Annotated in this window: 16 protein-coding genes; 8 read left to right on the top strand and 8 right to left on the bottom strand. The window is 61.0% G+C overall.

Annotation, left to right across the window (positions count from 1 at the left end; translation table 11 throughout):
- Nucleotides 1–18: 18 nt before the first annotated feature.
- From K3174_RS13605 to K3174_RS13585, 5 genes are all read right to left on the bottom strand, one after another.
- A complete protein-coding gene (locus K3174_RS13605) occupies nt 19–1,008 on the bottom strand; it encodes an aminoglycoside phosphotransferase family protein (RefSeq protein ID WP_221559474.1) in 990 nt (329 codons plus the stop codon).
- On the bottom strand, nt 1,005–1,442 hold the full coding sequence (gene tsaE, locus K3174_RS13600) for a tRNA (adenosine(37)-N6)-threonylcarbamoyltransferase complex ATPase subunit type 1 TsaE (protein WP_221559471.1): 438 nt from the start codon (nt 1,440–1,442) through the stop codon (nt 1,005–1,007). Before tsaE ends, K3174_RS13605 begins: the two co-directional genes overlap by 4 nt.
- Nucleotides 1,439–3,784 (bottom strand): sensor histidine kinase, encoded by a 2,346-nt coding sequence (locus tag K3174_RS13595; protein ID WP_221559469.1) that lies wholly within the window; start codon nt 3,782–3,784, stop codon nt 1,439–1,441. The genes tsaE and K3174_RS13595 overlap by 4 nt, the downstream gene beginning before the upstream one ends.
- 83 nt (nt 3,785–3,867) lie before the next feature.
- Nucleotides 3,868–5,274, bottom strand: a complete 1,407-nt coding sequence (gene ahcY, locus K3174_RS13590) for an adenosylhomocysteinase (RefSeq protein ID WP_221559467.1) — start codon at nt 5,272–5,274, stop codon at nt 3,868–3,870.
- 125 nt (nt 5,275–5,399) lie between these two features.
- On the bottom strand, nt 5,400–5,864 hold the full coding sequence (locus tag K3174_RS13585; RefSeq protein ID WP_221559465.1) for an S-adenosyl-L-homocysteine hydrolase: 465 nt from the start codon (nt 5,862–5,864) through the stop codon (nt 5,400–5,402).
- 176 nt (nt 5,865–6,040) lie between these two features.
- Here K3174_RS13585 and K3174_RS13580 point away from each other — a divergent pair, with 176 nt between their 5' ends.
- On the top strand, nt 6,041–6,520 hold the full coding sequence (locus tag K3174_RS13580) for a peroxiredoxin (protein ID WP_221559463.1): 480 nt from the start codon (nt 6,041–6,043) through the stop codon (nt 6,518–6,520).
- 65 nt (nt 6,521–6,585) lie between these two features.
- Here K3174_RS13580 and K3174_RS13575 read toward each other — a convergent pair whose 3' ends face one another.
- Nucleotides 6,586–7,041, bottom strand: a complete 456-nt coding sequence (locus K3174_RS13575) for a hypothetical protein (RefSeq protein ID WP_221559461.1) — start codon at nt 7,039–7,041, stop codon at nt 6,586–6,588.
- Nucleotides 7,042–7,164: 123 nt separating this feature from the next.
- On the opposite strand from K3174_RS13575, the gene K3174_RS13570 reads away from it, so the two are divergent.
- The 3 genes from K3174_RS13570 to K3174_RS13560 all read left to right on the top strand — a co-directional run bounded on the left by K3174_RS13570 (nt 7,165) and on the right by K3174_RS13560 (nt 11,042).
- Nucleotides 7,165–7,599 (top strand): DUF2946 family protein, encoded by a 435-nt coding sequence (locus K3174_RS13570; RefSeq protein WP_221559459.1) that lies wholly within the window; start codon nt 7,165–7,167, stop codon nt 7,597–7,599.
- Nucleotides 7,600–7,666: 67 nt separating this feature from the next.
- Nucleotides 7,667–9,667, top strand: a complete 2,001-nt coding sequence (locus K3174_RS13565) for a TonB-dependent receptor family protein (protein ID WP_221559457.1) — start codon at nt 7,667–7,669, stop codon at nt 9,665–9,667.
- A gap of 13 nt (nt 9,668–9,680) precedes the next feature.
- The gene (locus K3174_RS13560) at nt 9,681–11,042 is read left to right on the top strand and encodes a PepSY-associated TM helix domain-containing protein (RefSeq protein WP_221559455.1); all 1,362 of its coding nucleotides are present in this window, start codon (nt 9,681–9,683) and stop codon (nt 11,040–11,042) included.
- Between the two features lie 137 nt (nt 11,043–11,179).
- Here the strand turns inward: K3174_RS13560 and folE are convergent, their stop codons facing one another.
- Nucleotides 11,180–11,791, bottom strand: a complete 612-nt coding sequence (gene folE, locus K3174_RS13555) for a GTP cyclohydrolase I FolE (protein ID WP_221559452.1) — start codon at nt 11,789–11,791, stop codon at nt 11,180–11,182.
- Nucleotides 11,788–13,329: a phospholipase D-like domain-containing protein gene (locus K3174_RS13550; protein WP_221559450.1), complete on the bottom strand. Its 1,542-nt coding sequence runs from the start codon at nt 13,327–13,329 to the stop codon at nt 11,788–11,790. Before K3174_RS13550 ends, folE begins: the two co-directional genes overlap by 4 nt.
- A gap of 245 nt (nt 13,330–13,574) precedes the next feature.
- Between K3174_RS13550 and K3174_RS13545 the strand changes: the two genes are divergently transcribed.
- The 4 genes from K3174_RS13545 (at nt 13,575) to K3174_RS13530 (ending at nt 15,461) form a co-directional block, all read left to right on the top strand.
- Nucleotides 13,575–13,970: a metallopeptidase family protein gene (locus tag K3174_RS13545; protein ID WP_221559448.1), complete on the top strand. Its 396-nt coding sequence runs from the start codon at nt 13,575–13,577 to the stop codon at nt 13,968–13,970.
- Nucleotides 13,971–14,264: 294 nt separating this feature from the next.
- Nucleotides 14,265–14,717 (top strand): hypothetical protein, encoded by a 453-nt coding sequence (locus K3174_RS13540; protein WP_221559446.1) that lies wholly within the window; start codon nt 14,265–14,267, stop codon nt 14,715–14,717.
- A complete protein-coding gene (locus K3174_RS13535) occupies nt 14,714–15,106 on the top strand; it encodes a hypothetical protein (RefSeq protein ID WP_221559444.1) in 393 nt (130 codons plus the stop codon). The genes K3174_RS13540 and K3174_RS13535 overlap by 4 nt, the downstream gene beginning before the upstream one ends.
- Nucleotides 15,057–15,461, top strand: coding sequence for a hypothetical protein (locus tag K3174_RS13530; RefSeq protein WP_221559442.1), 405 nt, complete (start codon nt 15,057–15,059; stop codon nt 15,459–15,461). Before K3174_RS13535 ends, K3174_RS13530 begins: the two co-directional genes overlap by 50 nt.
- Nucleotides 15,462–15,467 lie beyond the last annotated feature (6 nt).

Genomic DNA, 15,467 nt, shown 5'->3' with positions numbered 1-15,467 from the left:
TATCTGTTACGAGATCGGTCACTGGATTTCCCCGCCGAATGTGTCGCGGATTTCCTGCGGAACATTGGATTCGAACCATTCCGCAACCGGCTTCATAGCCTCATGTGCCAGATCACGCTCCATGGCGGCCCAAACGCGCGGGATCATGGCAAGATATCGGGCCTTGCCGTCCCGTTTCCACAAACGGGTGAATATACCCACAATCTTGGCGTTCCGTTGCGCACCGAGCCGAGCGTAATCCGCTTCAAAATTCTCGTTCGGGTTTGCGGCTGCTCGATAACGATCGAGCATCTCGGCCTCAAGCTCCTCCGAAACGTCGCGCCGTGCATCCTGCAACAGGCTGACCATATCGTAGGCTGGGTGGCCGACGAGAGCATCCTGGAAATCGATCAGTCCTTGTTGGCCGGCGAGCTTGCCTGGTTCCAGCAGCATGATGTTCTCGGCATGGTAGTCGCGCAGCACCGTTACGGCTGGATCTTGCCGTTCAAGTAACGGTGCAAGCGCTGATTGCCACGCCTCGATCCACCCTGACCGGTCCACTTCCAGCCCCATTGTCGGACAGTACCACTCGACAAACAGGTCCACTTCACGCTGGTAAACCGCCATGTCGTAGGCTGCGAAAGGTCCTGCCGGCAGGGCATGCAGCTGGATCAGCGCATCGACCGCCCTGGCATAGACCTCCCGTTCATCACCCGGGTGCCGATCGACCCATTCTCGCATCCGCTGGTCCCCGAAATCCTCTGTCAGTACCCAGCCGACGGCTGCATCTTCCGCCAAGATATGCGGCGCACGCATGCCATTGGTATCGAGCCAATGTGCCACATGAAGGAAAGGTCTCGGATCTTCGTGCGGTGGCGGGGCGTGCATCAGCATGGCACTTCGGTCCCCTAGACGCAGACGAAAATAGCGGCGGAAGCTTGCATCGCCGACGAGCGGGGCGATCTCTGCCCCTTCCCATTCGGTTTCGCCAAGGAAGCTGTGGATGCCACTGGGCAGCGCGTCACTCATGGGCAGCGGCTTTGCCAAGATGTACCGGGAGAGACAACGGCTTCACGACCGTCACCCACTTTTTCGAGCGCAATGGACAGGCAGCCCGCCTCATGCGCGAAGCCCCCTGCATGATCGGGCCATTCCGCAAGCAGGACGGCCTCTTCGCGATAATCGTCAAGACCAAGCTCGTCGGCCTCCGATGGATCTTGGAGGCGGTAGAAATCGGCATGAACCAGCGGCACCCTCAGACCGTCATAAGTTTCGATAATGGTATAGGTGGGCGATGGCACCTCGCCTTCATGTCCGAGCGCGGCTATAACCGCCCGAGCCAATGTCGTCTTGCCGGTACCGAGCGTGCCTGACAGCGCCACGACATCGCCCGGCTCGACCCGCATTGCAATCCGCCGACCGAAGGCTTCCATCGCTGACAAATCTGGCAGCTCAACCCTCATGGCAGAGTGATCGATGCAGCGGTGCCACCGTTTTTGCGGCTATGGATTTCCAAGCTTCCGCCATGTGCTTCGATAAGCTGGCGGGCGAGAGGAATGCCCAGACCCTGGCGCCGCTCGATACCCTTGCCATCGGCGGACATGCGAATCCCTTCCAGCGCACGGGCAAGTTCGTGCTGGCTCATACCGCGGCCATTGTCGGATATGACCACCTTGGTTTCGCCGCGCTTGCGTCCGATATCGATCAGAATCCGCCCGCCACGCGGCGTTCCGTTGATGGCGTTATCCAACAATTGGGAGATCGCACGCCGCAATTGCTGAGGATCGGCAGTAATCGTCTTTCCCGGATCCCCCCTGAGATCAAGCGTCAGGCCGCTGTCGACGATCCGCTGTTCCTGCTGGCGCACGATCTGGGTGACGAATGGCATGAGTTCCACCTTGCTTTTGCGCAGTGGCATCAGGCCGGCTTCGGACTGCGAAAGGTCGAGAACGTTTTCGACCTGCTCCGTCAGCTTGCCGACGGAAAGCGAAATGGCCTGCGCATATTCTTTAGCCTGCGGACTTAGCTCTCCGGCGATCCCGCCTACCAACAATTCGGCAAAGCCACCGATCGACGTCAGCGGTGTGCGGAATTCATAGCTCATATTCGCCAGGAAGCGTGTCATAACCGCGTCCGCCTCTTCCAGCGCGCGATTGCGTTCGCGCAAAGCTTCTTCCGCTTGCCGCGATGCGGTGACATCGAGCACGGTCAGCATGCCATTGCCATCGGGCAACGGCACACCGCTGAAGTCGAGGGTACGACCGTCGGCCAGTTCGATCCGACCATCGCTTTTCTTGCGATCCAGCGTCGCTGCTCGGATGACCTGATTGAGCCGCGATACGCTCGCCGAATCGACCAGGTTATTGGCGATTGCGCCCAACAGGTCCTCGGCCTGGGGGTGACCATCGAGGACCTCTGGATCGATACCCCATGCGCCTGGAAAACCGCGATTCCAGAGCTCCAGATGACCGTCGGGCGCGAAGACCGCCAACGCTTCGAACAAGCTGTCGAAAGTTGCCGTCCGCGTTCGCAGCAATGTGTCGCGTGTAGCCGAGAGCGCCAGTTGCTCGGTCCGGTCTTCGGCAATCATAACGAGGCCGCCATCTGGTAATGGCTGGGCAACGATTCGCAGATGCGTGCTGTCGGATAGCGACCAGGCTTCCTCATGGGGCTCGTCATGCTGAAACCATTCGGCCATCTCATTTCGCCAGGCCGGGAAGTCACGCACTTCGGGGATGCGCCCATTCTCTCGCGCGATCAGCAGCATGTGGTGGAACGTCGTCCGGTCGTTCACCACTCCCGGCGGCAGGGCGAATACGCGGTGGAACGGCTGATTGGCGAAAGTCATGCGATGTGCCGCGTCGAACTGGGCGACGCCGATGGAAAGCTGATCGAGCATCGAGCGCTGCGCTTCGCGGAATGCGCGGAACTCGCGGGCTTGTTCCTCCATCTCCTCGATATCGACGGCGTAACCGGCGATACCTTCGCCCATGAGCGGCAGATCGGTCACTCGAATGGCGCGCCGCGAGCGGTCGATGGTCGCGCTTACGATTCTCTCGATCGGCTGCCTCCGGTCGGCAGCTTGCTGTGCGACCTGAGCCGCCGTACGCCCGTTGACCGTTTCGACAAGCTCGATCTGATCGGCAACGACTTGATCGGCACTCTCGGCACCCACAGCGGCGACATAGGCTTTATTGACCAAGCGCAAATGCATATCAGCACCCCGAAACCACATGGGCATGGGGGCCGCCTCGATCAGACCCACAAGCGCGCCAAAGTCTTCCCTTGCACGCCCCGCTTCTTCGCGCAGTTGGGTTAGCTCGGCCTCACTCTCACTGAAGTCGAAGACCCATATGAGAGCCGCCCCACCCGGCGAAACCGCGGAGTCGGCCAGTGATCCCTGCATGGCCAACGATTTGCCCGATCCCGGAGAAACGGTGATGGCCATCCGGAAGGGCCGGGCAGTTTTCTGTGTCCGGCGGACGTGATGGGTGAGCTCTTCGACCTGCTCTTCACTCAGACCGCGACCATCGGCACCAGCCAGTTCGCTCAAATATTCCGGAACCCTTTCGAGCCCTATCCAGCGCGCCAGGCGGTCCGGTGCTTCGATCCGCCCATCGGCGCGTACCAGCAGCGGTATGGCCGGGCCTTCTTCGATCATGCGCGACAGCCGCTGGGCGGCGCGGCGACTGGCAACCGATTTCTGCTCGCGCCCCGTAGCGCGCAACATCACCCACACGGCACCCGCGGTCCACAGCGCCAGCAGGAGGCCGAGAATGGCCAGCAATGCGGGAGAGGTTTCCATCACTTGCCAGCTATGCGGACGCGCGCGGGGATGCAATGCCCCCGCGCGCGTTCGTGCGATGGTACTGCCGCAACTTGCGGCAATCAGTAGCGATAATGCTCCGGTTTGAACGGACCTTCGACCGGTACGCCAATATAGTCTGCCTGCTTCTGGCTGAGCTGGGTCAGTTTGACGCCCAGCTTGTCGAGATGCAGCGCTGCGACCTTTTCGTCGAGATGCTTGGGCAGGACATAAACGTCGTTCTTGTATTCCTCGCCCTTGGTCCACAGCTCGATCTGCGCGAGCGTCTGGTTGGTGAAACTAAAGCTCATCACGAAGCTCGGATGACCCGTTGCGCATGCGAGGTTTACGAGACGCCCCTTGCCGAGCACAATGATTTCCTTCCCGTCCGGGAACTTCACCAGATCGGTGCCGGGCTTCAGCTCGTTCCACTCGTAATTGTCGAGCGCGGAAATCTGAATCTCGCTGTCGAAATGGCCGATATTGCAAACGATGGCCTTGTCCTTCATCGCCTTCATGTGTTCGGCGGTGATGACGTGTTCGTTGCCGGTTGCGGTAACGAAGATGTCGGCCACGCCGACTGCATCCTCCATGGTCACGACTTCGAAGCCGTCCATCGCCGCCTGTAGCGCGCAGATCGGATCGATTTCGGTCACGAGAACGCGGGCACCGCCGTTGCGCAGCGACTGGGCCGAGCCCTTGCCGACATCGCCGAAGCCCGCGACGCATGCGACCTTGCCCGACAGCATCACATCGGTCGCGCGGCGGATCGCATCGACCAGCGATTCGCGACAACCGTAGAGGTTGTCGAACTTGGACTTGGTGACGCTGTCATTCACGTTGATCGCCGGGAATGGCAGCTTGCCCTGCTTGGCGAGGTGATAAAGGCGATGCACGCCGGTCGTGGTTTCTTCCGAGACGCCAACGATGTTCTTCACCGACTTCGTCAGATAACCGGGCTTCGCGGCGACAAAGGCCTTGAGCGCGCGCTGGAATTCGATTTCCTCCGCATTCTGTGGCTCGGGCAATTCCTCGCCCGCCTCGATCCGAGCGCCCCACAGCGCGAACATGGTGGCATCGCCGCCATCGTCGAGAATGATGTTCGCCGTGCGATCGGCATCGTCATCGGTCGACCAGTCGAAGATCTTGCCGACATAGTCCCAATAGTCCGCAAGGCTCTCGCCCTTGATGGCGAACACGGAGATGTCCTGCGCGGCAATCGCGGCCGCGGCGTGGTCCTGGGTGGAGAAGATGTTACAGGTTGCCCAGCGGACATCGGCACCGAGCGCCACCAGCGTTTCGATCAGGACCGCGGTCTGGATCGTCATATGCAGCGATCCGGTGATGCGCGCGCCGGTCAGCGGCTTCCGCGCGTATTCCTCTCGCAATGCCATCAGGCCCGGCATTTCGGTTTCGGCAATGGCGATTTCGGCGCGGCCGTATTCGGCGAGCGCGATGTCTTTGACGACGTAGTCGGTAAATTCGGTCACGAAGATCCTCGGCTTTCAGCTTGGTGACCGCAAGGGAAACGGGGCGGCCGCCGTATCGGCGCCGCCCCTAGCCCCTCCCGATAGCGAGAGCAACCGCCCTCGCTCGCCCCCGATCGGAAAGGGCTTCAGCGCGCCGCGAAACGGCCCCCGATCCGCGGCGACGCGGCAAGCAGTTCGGTTGCCGCAAATCCGACTGCGGCAGGATCGCGCGATACTGCCAGATCAGAGGTGATCTGCTTCAGCTCGCCGCAACCGAGCCACGGATGTCCCTGCCCGTATTCGTTGGCCATGCGGACGCTGATTTGGTCGAGCGCGCGCTTGGCCCCCCTGGCACCGTGCTGGGCGACCAGCCCCGCTTCCAGGCTGCGCGCCGCCGTGTTCAAGGTTGAGAGGTGATTGGCCGAAAATTCACGATAGTGCGGCTGGAAATCGTCGGCCCCCATACGACAGCGCAGCGAAGTCACCATCAACATGATGTCGAGGCGACGAATATTCTCGGCTTCGCTCGATCCCGTGGCCAGTACCGGCGCAGGTGTCAGCACAATGGCCGCGGCGCTGGCGGCAGTGGCGAAAATCTTGGCAAAGTTCATGTCCCCGGTCTCCCTGGCGGGCGCGTCCCGTCGCCCGCATGAGACCAAGATCGACCAAGGAGTTTACGACAATTTAAAGTAGCGAGGTAAAGCGAAATTAACCGGTTGGCAGAGCTTGCACGGGACCGGATACGGCCTTAACTCGCGGCACGGATGGGATAGACGGAGTTTCTGACATGACGATTTCGGTGGGCGATAAACTGCCCGATATAACTCTGGTCAAGGCGACCGAGAACGGTCCCGAACAGGTGAGCTCGGCCGACTATTTCAAGGGCAAGAAAGTGGCCCTGTTCTCGGTCCCCGGCGCGTTCACTCCGACCTGCTCTGCCCGCCATCTTCCCGGCTATGTCGAGAAGGCGGAAGAGCTCAAAACCAAGGGTGTCGACGAGATCGTAGCGACTGCCGTCAACGATGCCTTCGTAATGGGTGCCTGGAAGAGCGCGGCAGGATCGGACGACATTACCATGCTGGCCGATGGCAATGGCGATTTCGCCGAAGCGGTCGGACTGACGATGGACGGTTCGGGCTTCGGCATGGGCAAGCGCGGGCAGCGCTACTCGATGGTCGTCGAAGACGGCGTCGTCACCCAGCTCAATGTCGAGGCACCCGGCGATTTCTCGGTCTCCAGCGCAGAGCATATGCTCGGCCAGCTCTAGGCTCTCAAACCCGCCCCGGCTGACACCGACGGGGGCTGTTTTTAAAATTCGCGAAGGGGCGGGACTTACGGTCCCGCCCCGTCGTATATCGGCAACACAGCAGCCCTGCGCATCAGCCGCAAAGCCGCGGAAATGTCGGGCTTTCGGCGAATGCCGACCATCCGCCCACGATAGACGACCGGCTGCACCAGCCCGTATTCGGCACGCCGGATCAGGTCCTCAACTGTCACCTTCCGCCAGTCCGGCTTCGGACGCCTGACATGGCCCGTTCCCGGCGGTGTCAGCACATGGTCCCAGGCGAAGGCGAATCCTTCTGCATCGGTCCGCTCGCGCAGGCGATAGGCCGTCGCCCGCGACATCCCGACATGCCGCGCCGCCGCACTGACCGATCCGGTAACATAGAGCTGGGCGAGGAACCCGCATTGCCGCACGACGCTCCGCCCGTCACAGCGTCCGCGCAGGGGCACGGAATGGAAGAATGGCGGGCGACGACGGACACGATGGGCGGGGCGCTTCGGCATCCGCCAGTTTGGAGCAGAATTCGCCCGTGTAGGAAAGTTTTCGGCGCGGTGGCCAGCGGGTTGAGGCCAAACCTCCACGGTCAGTGCCTTGGCGATCAATTGGGTTAGTGACATCGACAGTCGGTGGCTCTAACGGGCGCGGCAATGGGAAAGCTTCGCGCCTTTGCCCGGCAACACGCCTTTGTGGGGACGCTGTTCCTCATGGCCGTGCTATTGCTGAAGGCGGCGGTGCCGGCAGGATATATGGTTTCGGCCTCGTCCGAGAAGCTAATCGAAGTGTCGATCTGCCACGGCACGACGGGCGAGCGTTCCGCGGCCTTCATCTCGATCCCCTTCGAAGAGGATCGGACTGGCAAGGACTCTTCCCAGGACAAAAAAGAACCGAAGTGCGCGTTCTCCGCGCTTGCGCAGCACGCCACCGGCGGGGCTTCGGCCGAACTTCTTGCGACGGCACTCGCGGCAATTCTGGTCCTTGGCCTCGCCCCGCTCGCAGTTCTCAGTTCCGCTCCTGCAAGATTTCTCCGGCCTCCGCTTCGCGGGCCACCTTCGGCAATCTGAAAAACCAAGCATTTTCAGATCAATAGCGCTGTGCCCGGATTGCGGGCACGGCGCCCGGAGAATAACCGTGAAAATTTCATACCTCTCACTCGGCGTGGCCATCTTGGCCAGCGCCACTCCCGTTTTTGCCGAGACCGATGGCGGAACACTGGAGGACAAGGACCCCACCATTATCGTCACGGGCCGCAGCTCTTCCGACGAGGCCGAGAAACGTGCCGCCAGTACCCCGGGCGGAACCGACATCGTCACGCATGAAGAATACGCCGACAAATCCCCGGTCAGCCTGCGTGATGCGCTCGCCTTTTCTCCAGGCGTTTATCTCCAGCCGCGCTACGGACAGGAAGTGCGCATCTCGATCCGCGGATCGGGCCTGTCGCGCGGCTTTCACATGCGCGGAATTACTTTGCTGCAGGACGGTATCCCGATCAATCTCGCCGATGACAATGGAGACTTTCAAGAACTTGAACCGATTTTCTTCGACTATCTCGAAGTCTATCGCGGAGCCAATGCGCTTCGCTTCGGATCGGGCACGCTGGGCGGAGCGGTCAACGGCGTAACACCGACTGGCAAGACGGCCGAGGGCCTTTACCTGCGTGGCGATGTCGGCAGCTTCGATACCTATCGCGGTCTCGTATCCTACGGGGCGCAGAGCGGACCGGGCGATGTGTGGGCAGCGCTGAGCTACGACAGTTCGGACGGCGACCGCGACCATGCCAAGCGCAACAGCCTGCGTTTTCACGGAAACGTCGGGCTGCAACTTGCGGACACCATCGAAAACCGCACCTATGCCAGCATCAACAACATAAACCAGGAGATACCGGGCGCGCTCGATCTGGAAACGGTGGCGAGCGAACCGAAGACGGGGAACTTCGTCAACGATCAGGCACGCGATATCGATTCGCTCCGGCTCCAGAACCGCACCCGCTTCAGCTTCGCCAATGGCCAGCTCGACACAGGCGTTTTCCTCAATGCCAAGTCGCTATACCACCCGATCTTTCAGGTCGTCGATCAGGAATCGATAGATCGCGGCTTCTATGCCCGTTTCGACTATGCCAGCGGTCCGTTCGAATTCAGGCTCGGCGGGGAGGCGCGCTTCGGCGACACCCATTCCAAGCGGTTCGTGAACATCGATGGCGAACGCGGCGCGCGGACTTTCGATGCCAAACAGGATGCGCGAACCGCGAACGTCTATGGCGAGCTTCGCTATCGCCCGGTCGAACAGCTCCAGCTGATCGCCGGCGGCATCTATGCCGATGGCGTGCGTGAGCAGCACCAGACCTTCAACAGCTTCATGGGCGGAGCCACCGACATCACCGGCCGCGCCGAGTTCGACGCCTTCTCACCCAAATTCGGCGTGCTGTTCGAGCCTTCGCAGGATATCCAGCTCTTCGCCAATTACAGCCGCTCGGTCGAGTTTCCCGGCTTCATCGAACTGGCGCAGGTGGCGAGCTTCGTGAACCTCGATCCGCAGCGTGCCTGGACGTTCGAGATCGGCACACGCGGTCAAGCCGGAATCGTCGAATGGGATCTTGCCGCCTATCGCGCCGATATCGACGGTGAATTGCTGCAATTCGATGTCGGGCCCGACATTCCCGCATCGACCTTCAATGCCGATGAGACGCTGCACCAGGGTGTCGAGGCGGCACTGGCGCTGAACTTCACAGAATGGCTGAAACTGCGACAGGTATATCAATACAGCGACTTCCGCTTCCGCGATGATGCGCAATATGGCGACAACCGCCTGCCGGTCGTGCCCGAGCATGTCTATCGCGCGGAACTGCGGCTCGGCACCGACGCTCTGCATGTCGCGCCCAATGTTGAATGGGTGCCAGAAGGAGCGTGGGCGGATTACAACAACACGCTCGAGACCGATGGATATGCGCTGGTAGGCCTCACCGCCGGAGCGACGGTCACCGACCGTATCGACCTCTTCCTTGATGCGAGAAACCTGTTCGATGAGAAAGCGGTAGGCGACATCAGCGCGGCCATCACTGCGACTCCGACCTCGGCAATCTTCTATCCGGTCGAACGCCGCGCCGTCTTCGGCGGCGTACGCGCGCGGTTCTGACAGGAGGACGATCATGGCCGATACCGCAACCTACCGCACATTCTGGCGCTGGCATTTCTATGCCGGTCTATTCGTTCTCCCTTTCATCCTGATCCTCTCGGCGACGGGCGCCATCTATCTGTTCAAGCCGCAGATCGATCGTTGGGAAGAACGTGATTATCGCGGGCTTTCTGCGGAGGGCGCGGTATCGCCCGATCGCCAGCTCGACGCTGCCTTGGCGGCATACCCGCAGGGCAGGTTCAATCACTATCGATTGCCCGAAAATCGTGGTGATGCCGCCATGATCCAGCTTGGGATGCCCGATGATCGCCTGACGGAAGTGTTCGTATCGCCCCAGGGCCAAGTGCTGGGCACGCTCGTGCCCGACGACCGGATCTCGAACGTGATTGCTACCTTTCACGGATCGCTGATGTTGGGCGAATGGGGGGATCGATTGGTCGAACTGGCGGCGAGCTGGACCATCGTCATGATCCTGACGGGCCTTTACCTCTGGTGGCCGCGCCCGTTCAAGGCAGCCGGCACCTTCTGGCCGCGGCTCTCGCTGAAGGGACGACCGCTGCTCAAGGACCTACACCGCGTTACGGGCTTCTGGATCGCCGGCCTGGTCCTGGTGATGCTTGCCAGCGGCCTGCCCTGGGCGGGGACATGGGGCAGCGCGTTCAAATGGGCCCGGACCGAACTTGGACTGGTGCAAGGACCGCAAGAGTGGAAAATCGGCGCAGGCGCGACCGTATCGAGAAACGAGCATGCTGGAAACTGGCTCGTCCCGGCAGCACAGGCCCATGGCGGGCATAACCATGACGAGATGACAGACCCTCCCGCAACCGCATCGACAACGGCTTCTGTAGGCAAACCGCTGCCATTGGCCCTGATCGTTGCATTCGCGGAGGCGGAGAACATGGCCTTTCCGGTACTGGTGCTGCCGCCCAATGCGCCGCAGCGCTTCGGGCCACCTACCGGAAACGTCTGGACGGTGAAATCGGAAGCGCAGAACCGCCCCCTCATTCGCAGCGTCACCTTCGATCCGCGTAGTGGTAACGAGCTGTCGAGAAGCAATTTTTTCGACAAGCACCCGATTGACCGCGCAATCAATTACGGCATCGCCTGGCACGAAGGCCAGCTGTTTGGACTTGCCAACCAGTTGCTCGGTCTTGTTACCGCTCTGGCGCTTGTCGGTCTGTCGATCCTGGGCGTGACAATGTGGCTGAAACGGCGGCCATCGGGAGCCGTTGGTGCGCCTTTGGTAAATGAGCGACGGCTTGGCGGCGCGATAATTTTTGCCATCGCCGTTCTCGCGCTTATGCTGCCGTTATTCGGGCTGTCCCTGATTGCGCTCTGGCTGATTGATCGCATCGTCGCCTTGATCAAGCGCTAGCAGCCTGCTTGGGCGGGCTTGGCCGAGATCGACAATCGTTGGCATTGCAGCGTCTGCCTTCAAGCAGACCTGCATCTATTTCTCGTCCTGTTGGGGTACGTCGAACGTTCGCATCGGATCGCCGGCTGCGATAGGGACTAGCCGTACCCCATCAGCTTGAGCACTTCCTCGCGGCTGCGGTGGTCTTCGAGGAACGTTCCCATCATCCGGCTGGTCACCATGCCCACGCCGGGGGTGCGGACGCCGCGTGCCGTCATGCAACTGTGCTGGGCATCGATGACCACGGCAACGCCCTGCGGTTGGAGGTTCTCCCAGATGCAGTCGGCCACTTCGGCGGTCAGCCGTTCCTGGACCTGCAACCGGCGCGCGAAGCCGTGCAGGACCCGGGCCAGCTTGGAGATGCCGACCACCCGGTCGTTCGGGAGATAGGCGATCGCCGCCTTGCCGATGATTGGCGCCATGTGGTGTTCGCAATGCGACTGGAACGGAATATCCTTCAGCAGCACAATTTCGTTGTAGCCGCCCACCTCCTCGAACACGCGGTCGAGATGTTGCGCCGGATCTTCCTCGTAACCGATGCAATATTCCTTCCACGCCCTGGCCACGCGCTTGGGCGTATCGAGCAAGCCTTCCCGCGACGGGTCGTCACCGGTCCACTCGATCAGGGTGCGAATTGCATTCTGGACGTGTTCGGGCACCGGTGGCTTGCCCCGCGGATCGTCCTCGTCCGGTCCAACTAGACTGCTCACTTTCCTCGATACCTCCTGACTTTCTCGCGAAACCGCGCAAGCCTGCTCCCCTTGCGGAAAAGCCCGCCCTTTGCAAACGGCTCGAACATGTCCTCGGGATCCTCGGGATCGAGCAAGGCGCTTTGGGCAAGCGTTTCTTCCACGCCATTGAGATCGGGCGGATGGTAGCGACGCAGGGTGCGTTCCTTGTCGTTCTGCGTGTGGTCGATCAGCCCCGCCATCGATCCGTAGCGGGAGAGCAGTTCGCCAACCCTTTCTTCCTCTACGCCGCAATGTTCGCCGAGAAGCGAATAGCGCATCGCCGATATCGCATCGCACGCATGCGCATTGCCCGGCCGATCGCAATCGATGAAGACATCGCACTCGCTATCGAGCCCCATCGAACGATTGTTGAGATTGGCCGAACCGATGCGCAGTATCCGGTCATCGACGATCATCAGCTTGGAATGGACATAGATCGGAGTGTTTCCGACGTAAGGCGACCAAAGCGAAAAACGTCCCCTGGTGTCCGCCTGCTCTATCGCCCGCACCAGTTCCGCCCTGGCATGATCCATGGCCTGCTGCTCGAGCCAACCGTCCGCATTGCACGGATGTACGATCACGATTTCGGGAGGATCGTCTTCCTGCAACCGCGCGATGATCGCCTCGGCAATCGAGCGCGAGGCGAAATACTGGCTTTCGGCATAGATGAACCGTTTTGCCCCACCGATATGCTGGAGATAGAGTTGTTCGATCTCGTCAACCGCATCCCAGTCGCGATAGGCGGCGCGCGTTCTCGCAATGCCGATCTCCACATCTTCGAACTGTGCGGAGAGGGCATCCGGCCAAGGGCTGCCTGGGCCGTCTGCGATCTTCGGCAGTTCGCCGCCCCCGGCACAGGTCCAGCGATCGCATCCCAGATCGGCCAAAGCGGCTGCTATGTCACCCTCCATCATCATGGTGGCATCGTGCCACGGGCCGTAGGATTGCCCGCGTGGGGTCTTGCGGCGCGGCTCGTCCTCCTTGTGTTCGCGCGTGTCCCACCGCTTGTCGGTCATGTCGATCCCGCCGCACACGGCGACGATGTTGTCCAGCACGGCGATTTTCTGGTGATGGGTGCATCCGATCGGGTGCGCGGTGTCGAACCTGAACGTGATGCGGCGATGCCGTACCCAGCGCGCAAGATCCCACCACATTGACGCACGACCGACAGTGGACAGTGCGCCGACACTCCATTTCAGCAGCCGGATATCGAGTTGCTTGCGATGCCGCGCCAGCCAGGCAATGAAACTGCCGAGCCGCGAAGGATAGCCCCGCTTCCATGTTCGTTGCCACCAGCGACGCCCTCGTTCCAGATGAATGCGGGTGTCGAAGTCCCAACCGATCAGCAGAATACGCCGCCGCGACCTGAGCATCGCGTCCTGCATGAAGGCGAAATAATCCGCGGCATCGACGATCACGCTGGCACGCGTAGCCCGGGCATAGCGCCACACCCCGGGTTCGACCGAATCATCGAGCCGCGACACGCGGCTCGGATCGGGCTTTTCGTTCCTGCTCATGGCCCTCCCGGCGCGCTCTATTCCTTGGCCTCTTCCTTCTTTGCCGGCGTCACCTCGGCTCCGGCCTTTTGCCTTTTTCTAAGGAATTTGAGTACACTGTCCATTTGTCGTGATCCTGCTTCAGTCGTCCGAAAATCTCGGTGGTGTCGGGCATGGAAATCTGTCTCCTTCGCCAATTGAACAGGCCACGAGCAGCAGGGTTCCGGCCTTGTGCGCGCCACAACCTGCGCCATATCGAAACTACCATGCACGCTCCACCGACCCCGACGAAAGCACAGATGCAGATGATGGCGGAAGCGGCGTTCGCGGCGCTCCCGGACCAGTTCCGCGAAAGGATGGGGGACGTGGTCTTGCAGGTAGAAGATTTCGCCACGCCAGAGCAGCTCGCCTCGGTCAATATGGACGACCGCTGGCAATTGTCCGGCCTATACGAAGGCGAACCCTTGCCCGACCAGTCCATCTGGCAAAGCGGCCGCCTGCCCCCGCGCATCTGGCTATTTCGCGAGCCGCTTATTGCCGAATGGCGGGAGACCGGTGTGGGGATGGAAGATCTGGTACGGCATGTGGTCGTGCACGAGGCCGGTCATCACTTCGGCTTCAGCGATGACGACATGCATTGGCTTGAAGATCAGGCCGACTAGCGCAGAACAACCAATCGCGCCTCTCGAATAGAACGATTTTTTAATAACGCATGTGCGACATGACAGCCGTTCGCTTCAAAATCATTGGTGAATTTCAGCACACTAAAAAATTTCACCTGAATTGAGCGACAGGACCTGTGACCTTATATGCCCTTAAGTGTATGTAAAACTGGTGTTTTATTTTCATATTTGATCGACAACATAGGTATGTTTCTCGGGTAGGCCGTCCAGCCGAATTTTACGCTCTCTCCACTACATCCGCGTTTCGACAATGATTTCTTGGGGAATCTTGAGATGCGACATGCAGTGAAGGCCGGATTCGGACTTGGCATTCTGGCTCTGGCCGGAGCGCCGGCGAACGCGGCAACCGTTACGATCGGCGGAACAATCGTGAACCTGTGCACGCTGACGCCAACCGGCGGGAGCATGGTCGTCGACAGTGCCGGAACGACGATGACGACCGAAAGCGGAGTAGGCGCCCTGCCGGCATCGCTGGCGGTAATCGCCACAGGTTCCGCACCGACGCTGACATTCTCGGCGCCGACGCTGACTGGCCCGGTATCGGGCGCGACAACGCGCATCCGATATTCCGGAGCAGGCGCGAACCAGACCTACACATCGGGCGGGTCGACGGCGTCCGCATCGCTGGTCGACGTTTTCACGATCCATGCGCAGGTGCAGAGCGCGACGGGCTTTCCTTCGGGCAGCTATGCGGTGACGACGATCGTCACCTGTGGTCAATCGTGACCTGTCGCTGGATCTGGGCGGCGGTATTGGGAGCCGTTGCCGTCCCCGCCCTCGCCGTCGGCATGGGGCCACTGGAAAAAAGCGGGATCACAGACGGCCCGGCCAAGGGGTTCTACCTGACCGTTCTGAACCCGTATGGAAAGGCTGAGACATTCCGCACCTTCCCCGCCGTAATCGGGGGCGAAGCGGAACCGTATGGGGTAACGATCCGCCCGGCGCGCTTTGTGTTGGCTGCAGGACGACAACGCCGAGTGCTGGTTGTGGTCGAAGGTCTCGATCCGGGCGAAACGCGAACTTTTCGCGTCTGCGCCGAAAAGGATCGCGAAGAGGGGATGATTCATGCGCGCGTTTGTTCGAAACTTAGCGCTCGCCGCATTAGCGCTCGCTAGTACGGCGGCTCATGCCGGCGACGGGGTCTACCTGCCGCCCGCGCCGCAAGGTCCGGGCGGAGAGGACTCGATCGAGACGGCCGATGGCACGCGGTGTCGCCAGTCCATAAACTCGAACGGGCCGTATCTCGATATGGGCGCAACCGGCCAAGCGGCTAGTCCATTGCCGCGCAACGAGATTGGGGGGAATTTGCTCTTCTACCAACAGGACCGCGACCGCGAAGCGCTGGTTTATCTCAGGGTGACGATTCCGCTCGGCGCGAAGCCCACACGGATCGATTGCTCCCGGCTCTACGAGCTGGAAATCGCTAGGCTGAAACGCGAGGTCGAGTTGCTGAGGATGGCAGCGGAATAGCCGCCG

Source organism: Qipengyuania qiaonensis (assembly GCF_019711515.1).
Lineage (GTDB): Bacteria > Pseudomonadota > Alphaproteobacteria > Sphingomonadales > Sphingomonadaceae > Qipengyuania > Qipengyuania qiaonensis.
Note: the sequence above shows the minus strand (reverse complement) of the source record. Positions and strands in the feature narration are given on the sequence as shown.

Bases quoted from the DNA above. Each gene is read 5' to 3' on its own strand.
- K3174_RS13605 (WP_221559474.1), bottom strand. From the start codon at position 1,008: ATGAGTGACGCGCTGCCCAGTGGCATCCACAGCTTCCTTGGCGAAACC.
- tsaE (WP_221559471.1), bottom strand. From the start codon at position 1,442: ATGAGGGTTGAGCTGCCAGATTTGTCAGCGATGGAAGCCTTCGGTCGG.
- K3174_RS13595 (WP_221559469.1), bottom strand. From the start codon at position 3,784: ATGGAAACCTCTCCCGCATTGCTGGCCATTCTCGGCCTCCTGCTGGCG.
- K3174_RS13585 (WP_221559465.1), bottom strand. From the start codon at position 5,864: ATGAACTTTGCCAAGATTTTCGCCACTGCCGCCAGCGCCGCGGCCATT.
- K3174_RS13580 (WP_221559463.1), top strand. From the start codon at position 6,041: ATGACGATTTCGGTGGGCGATAAACTGCCCGATATAACTCTGGTCAAG.
- K3174_RS13575 (WP_221559461.1), bottom strand. From the start codon at position 7,041: ATGCCGAAGCGCCCCGCCCATCGTGTCCGTCGTCGCCCGCCATTCTTC.
- K3174_RS13560 (WP_221559455.1), top strand. From the start codon at position 9,681: ATGGCCGATACCGCAACCTACCGCACATTCTGGCGCTGGCATTTCTAT.
- K3174_RS13550 (WP_221559450.1), bottom strand. From the start codon at position 13,329: ATGAGCAGGAACGAAAAGCCCGATCCGAGCCGCGTGTCGCGGCTCGAT.
- K3174_RS13545 (WP_221559448.1), top strand. From the start codon at position 13,575: ATGCACGCTCCACCGACCCCGACGAAAGCACAGATGCAGATGATGGCG.
- K3174_RS13540 (WP_221559446.1), top strand. From the start codon at position 14,265: ATGCGACATGCAGTGAAGGCCGGATTCGGACTTGGCATTCTGGCTCTG.
- K3174_RS13530 (WP_221559442.1), top strand. From the start codon at position 15,057: ATGCGCGCGTTTGTTCGAAACTTAGCGCTCGCCGCATTAGCGCTCGCT.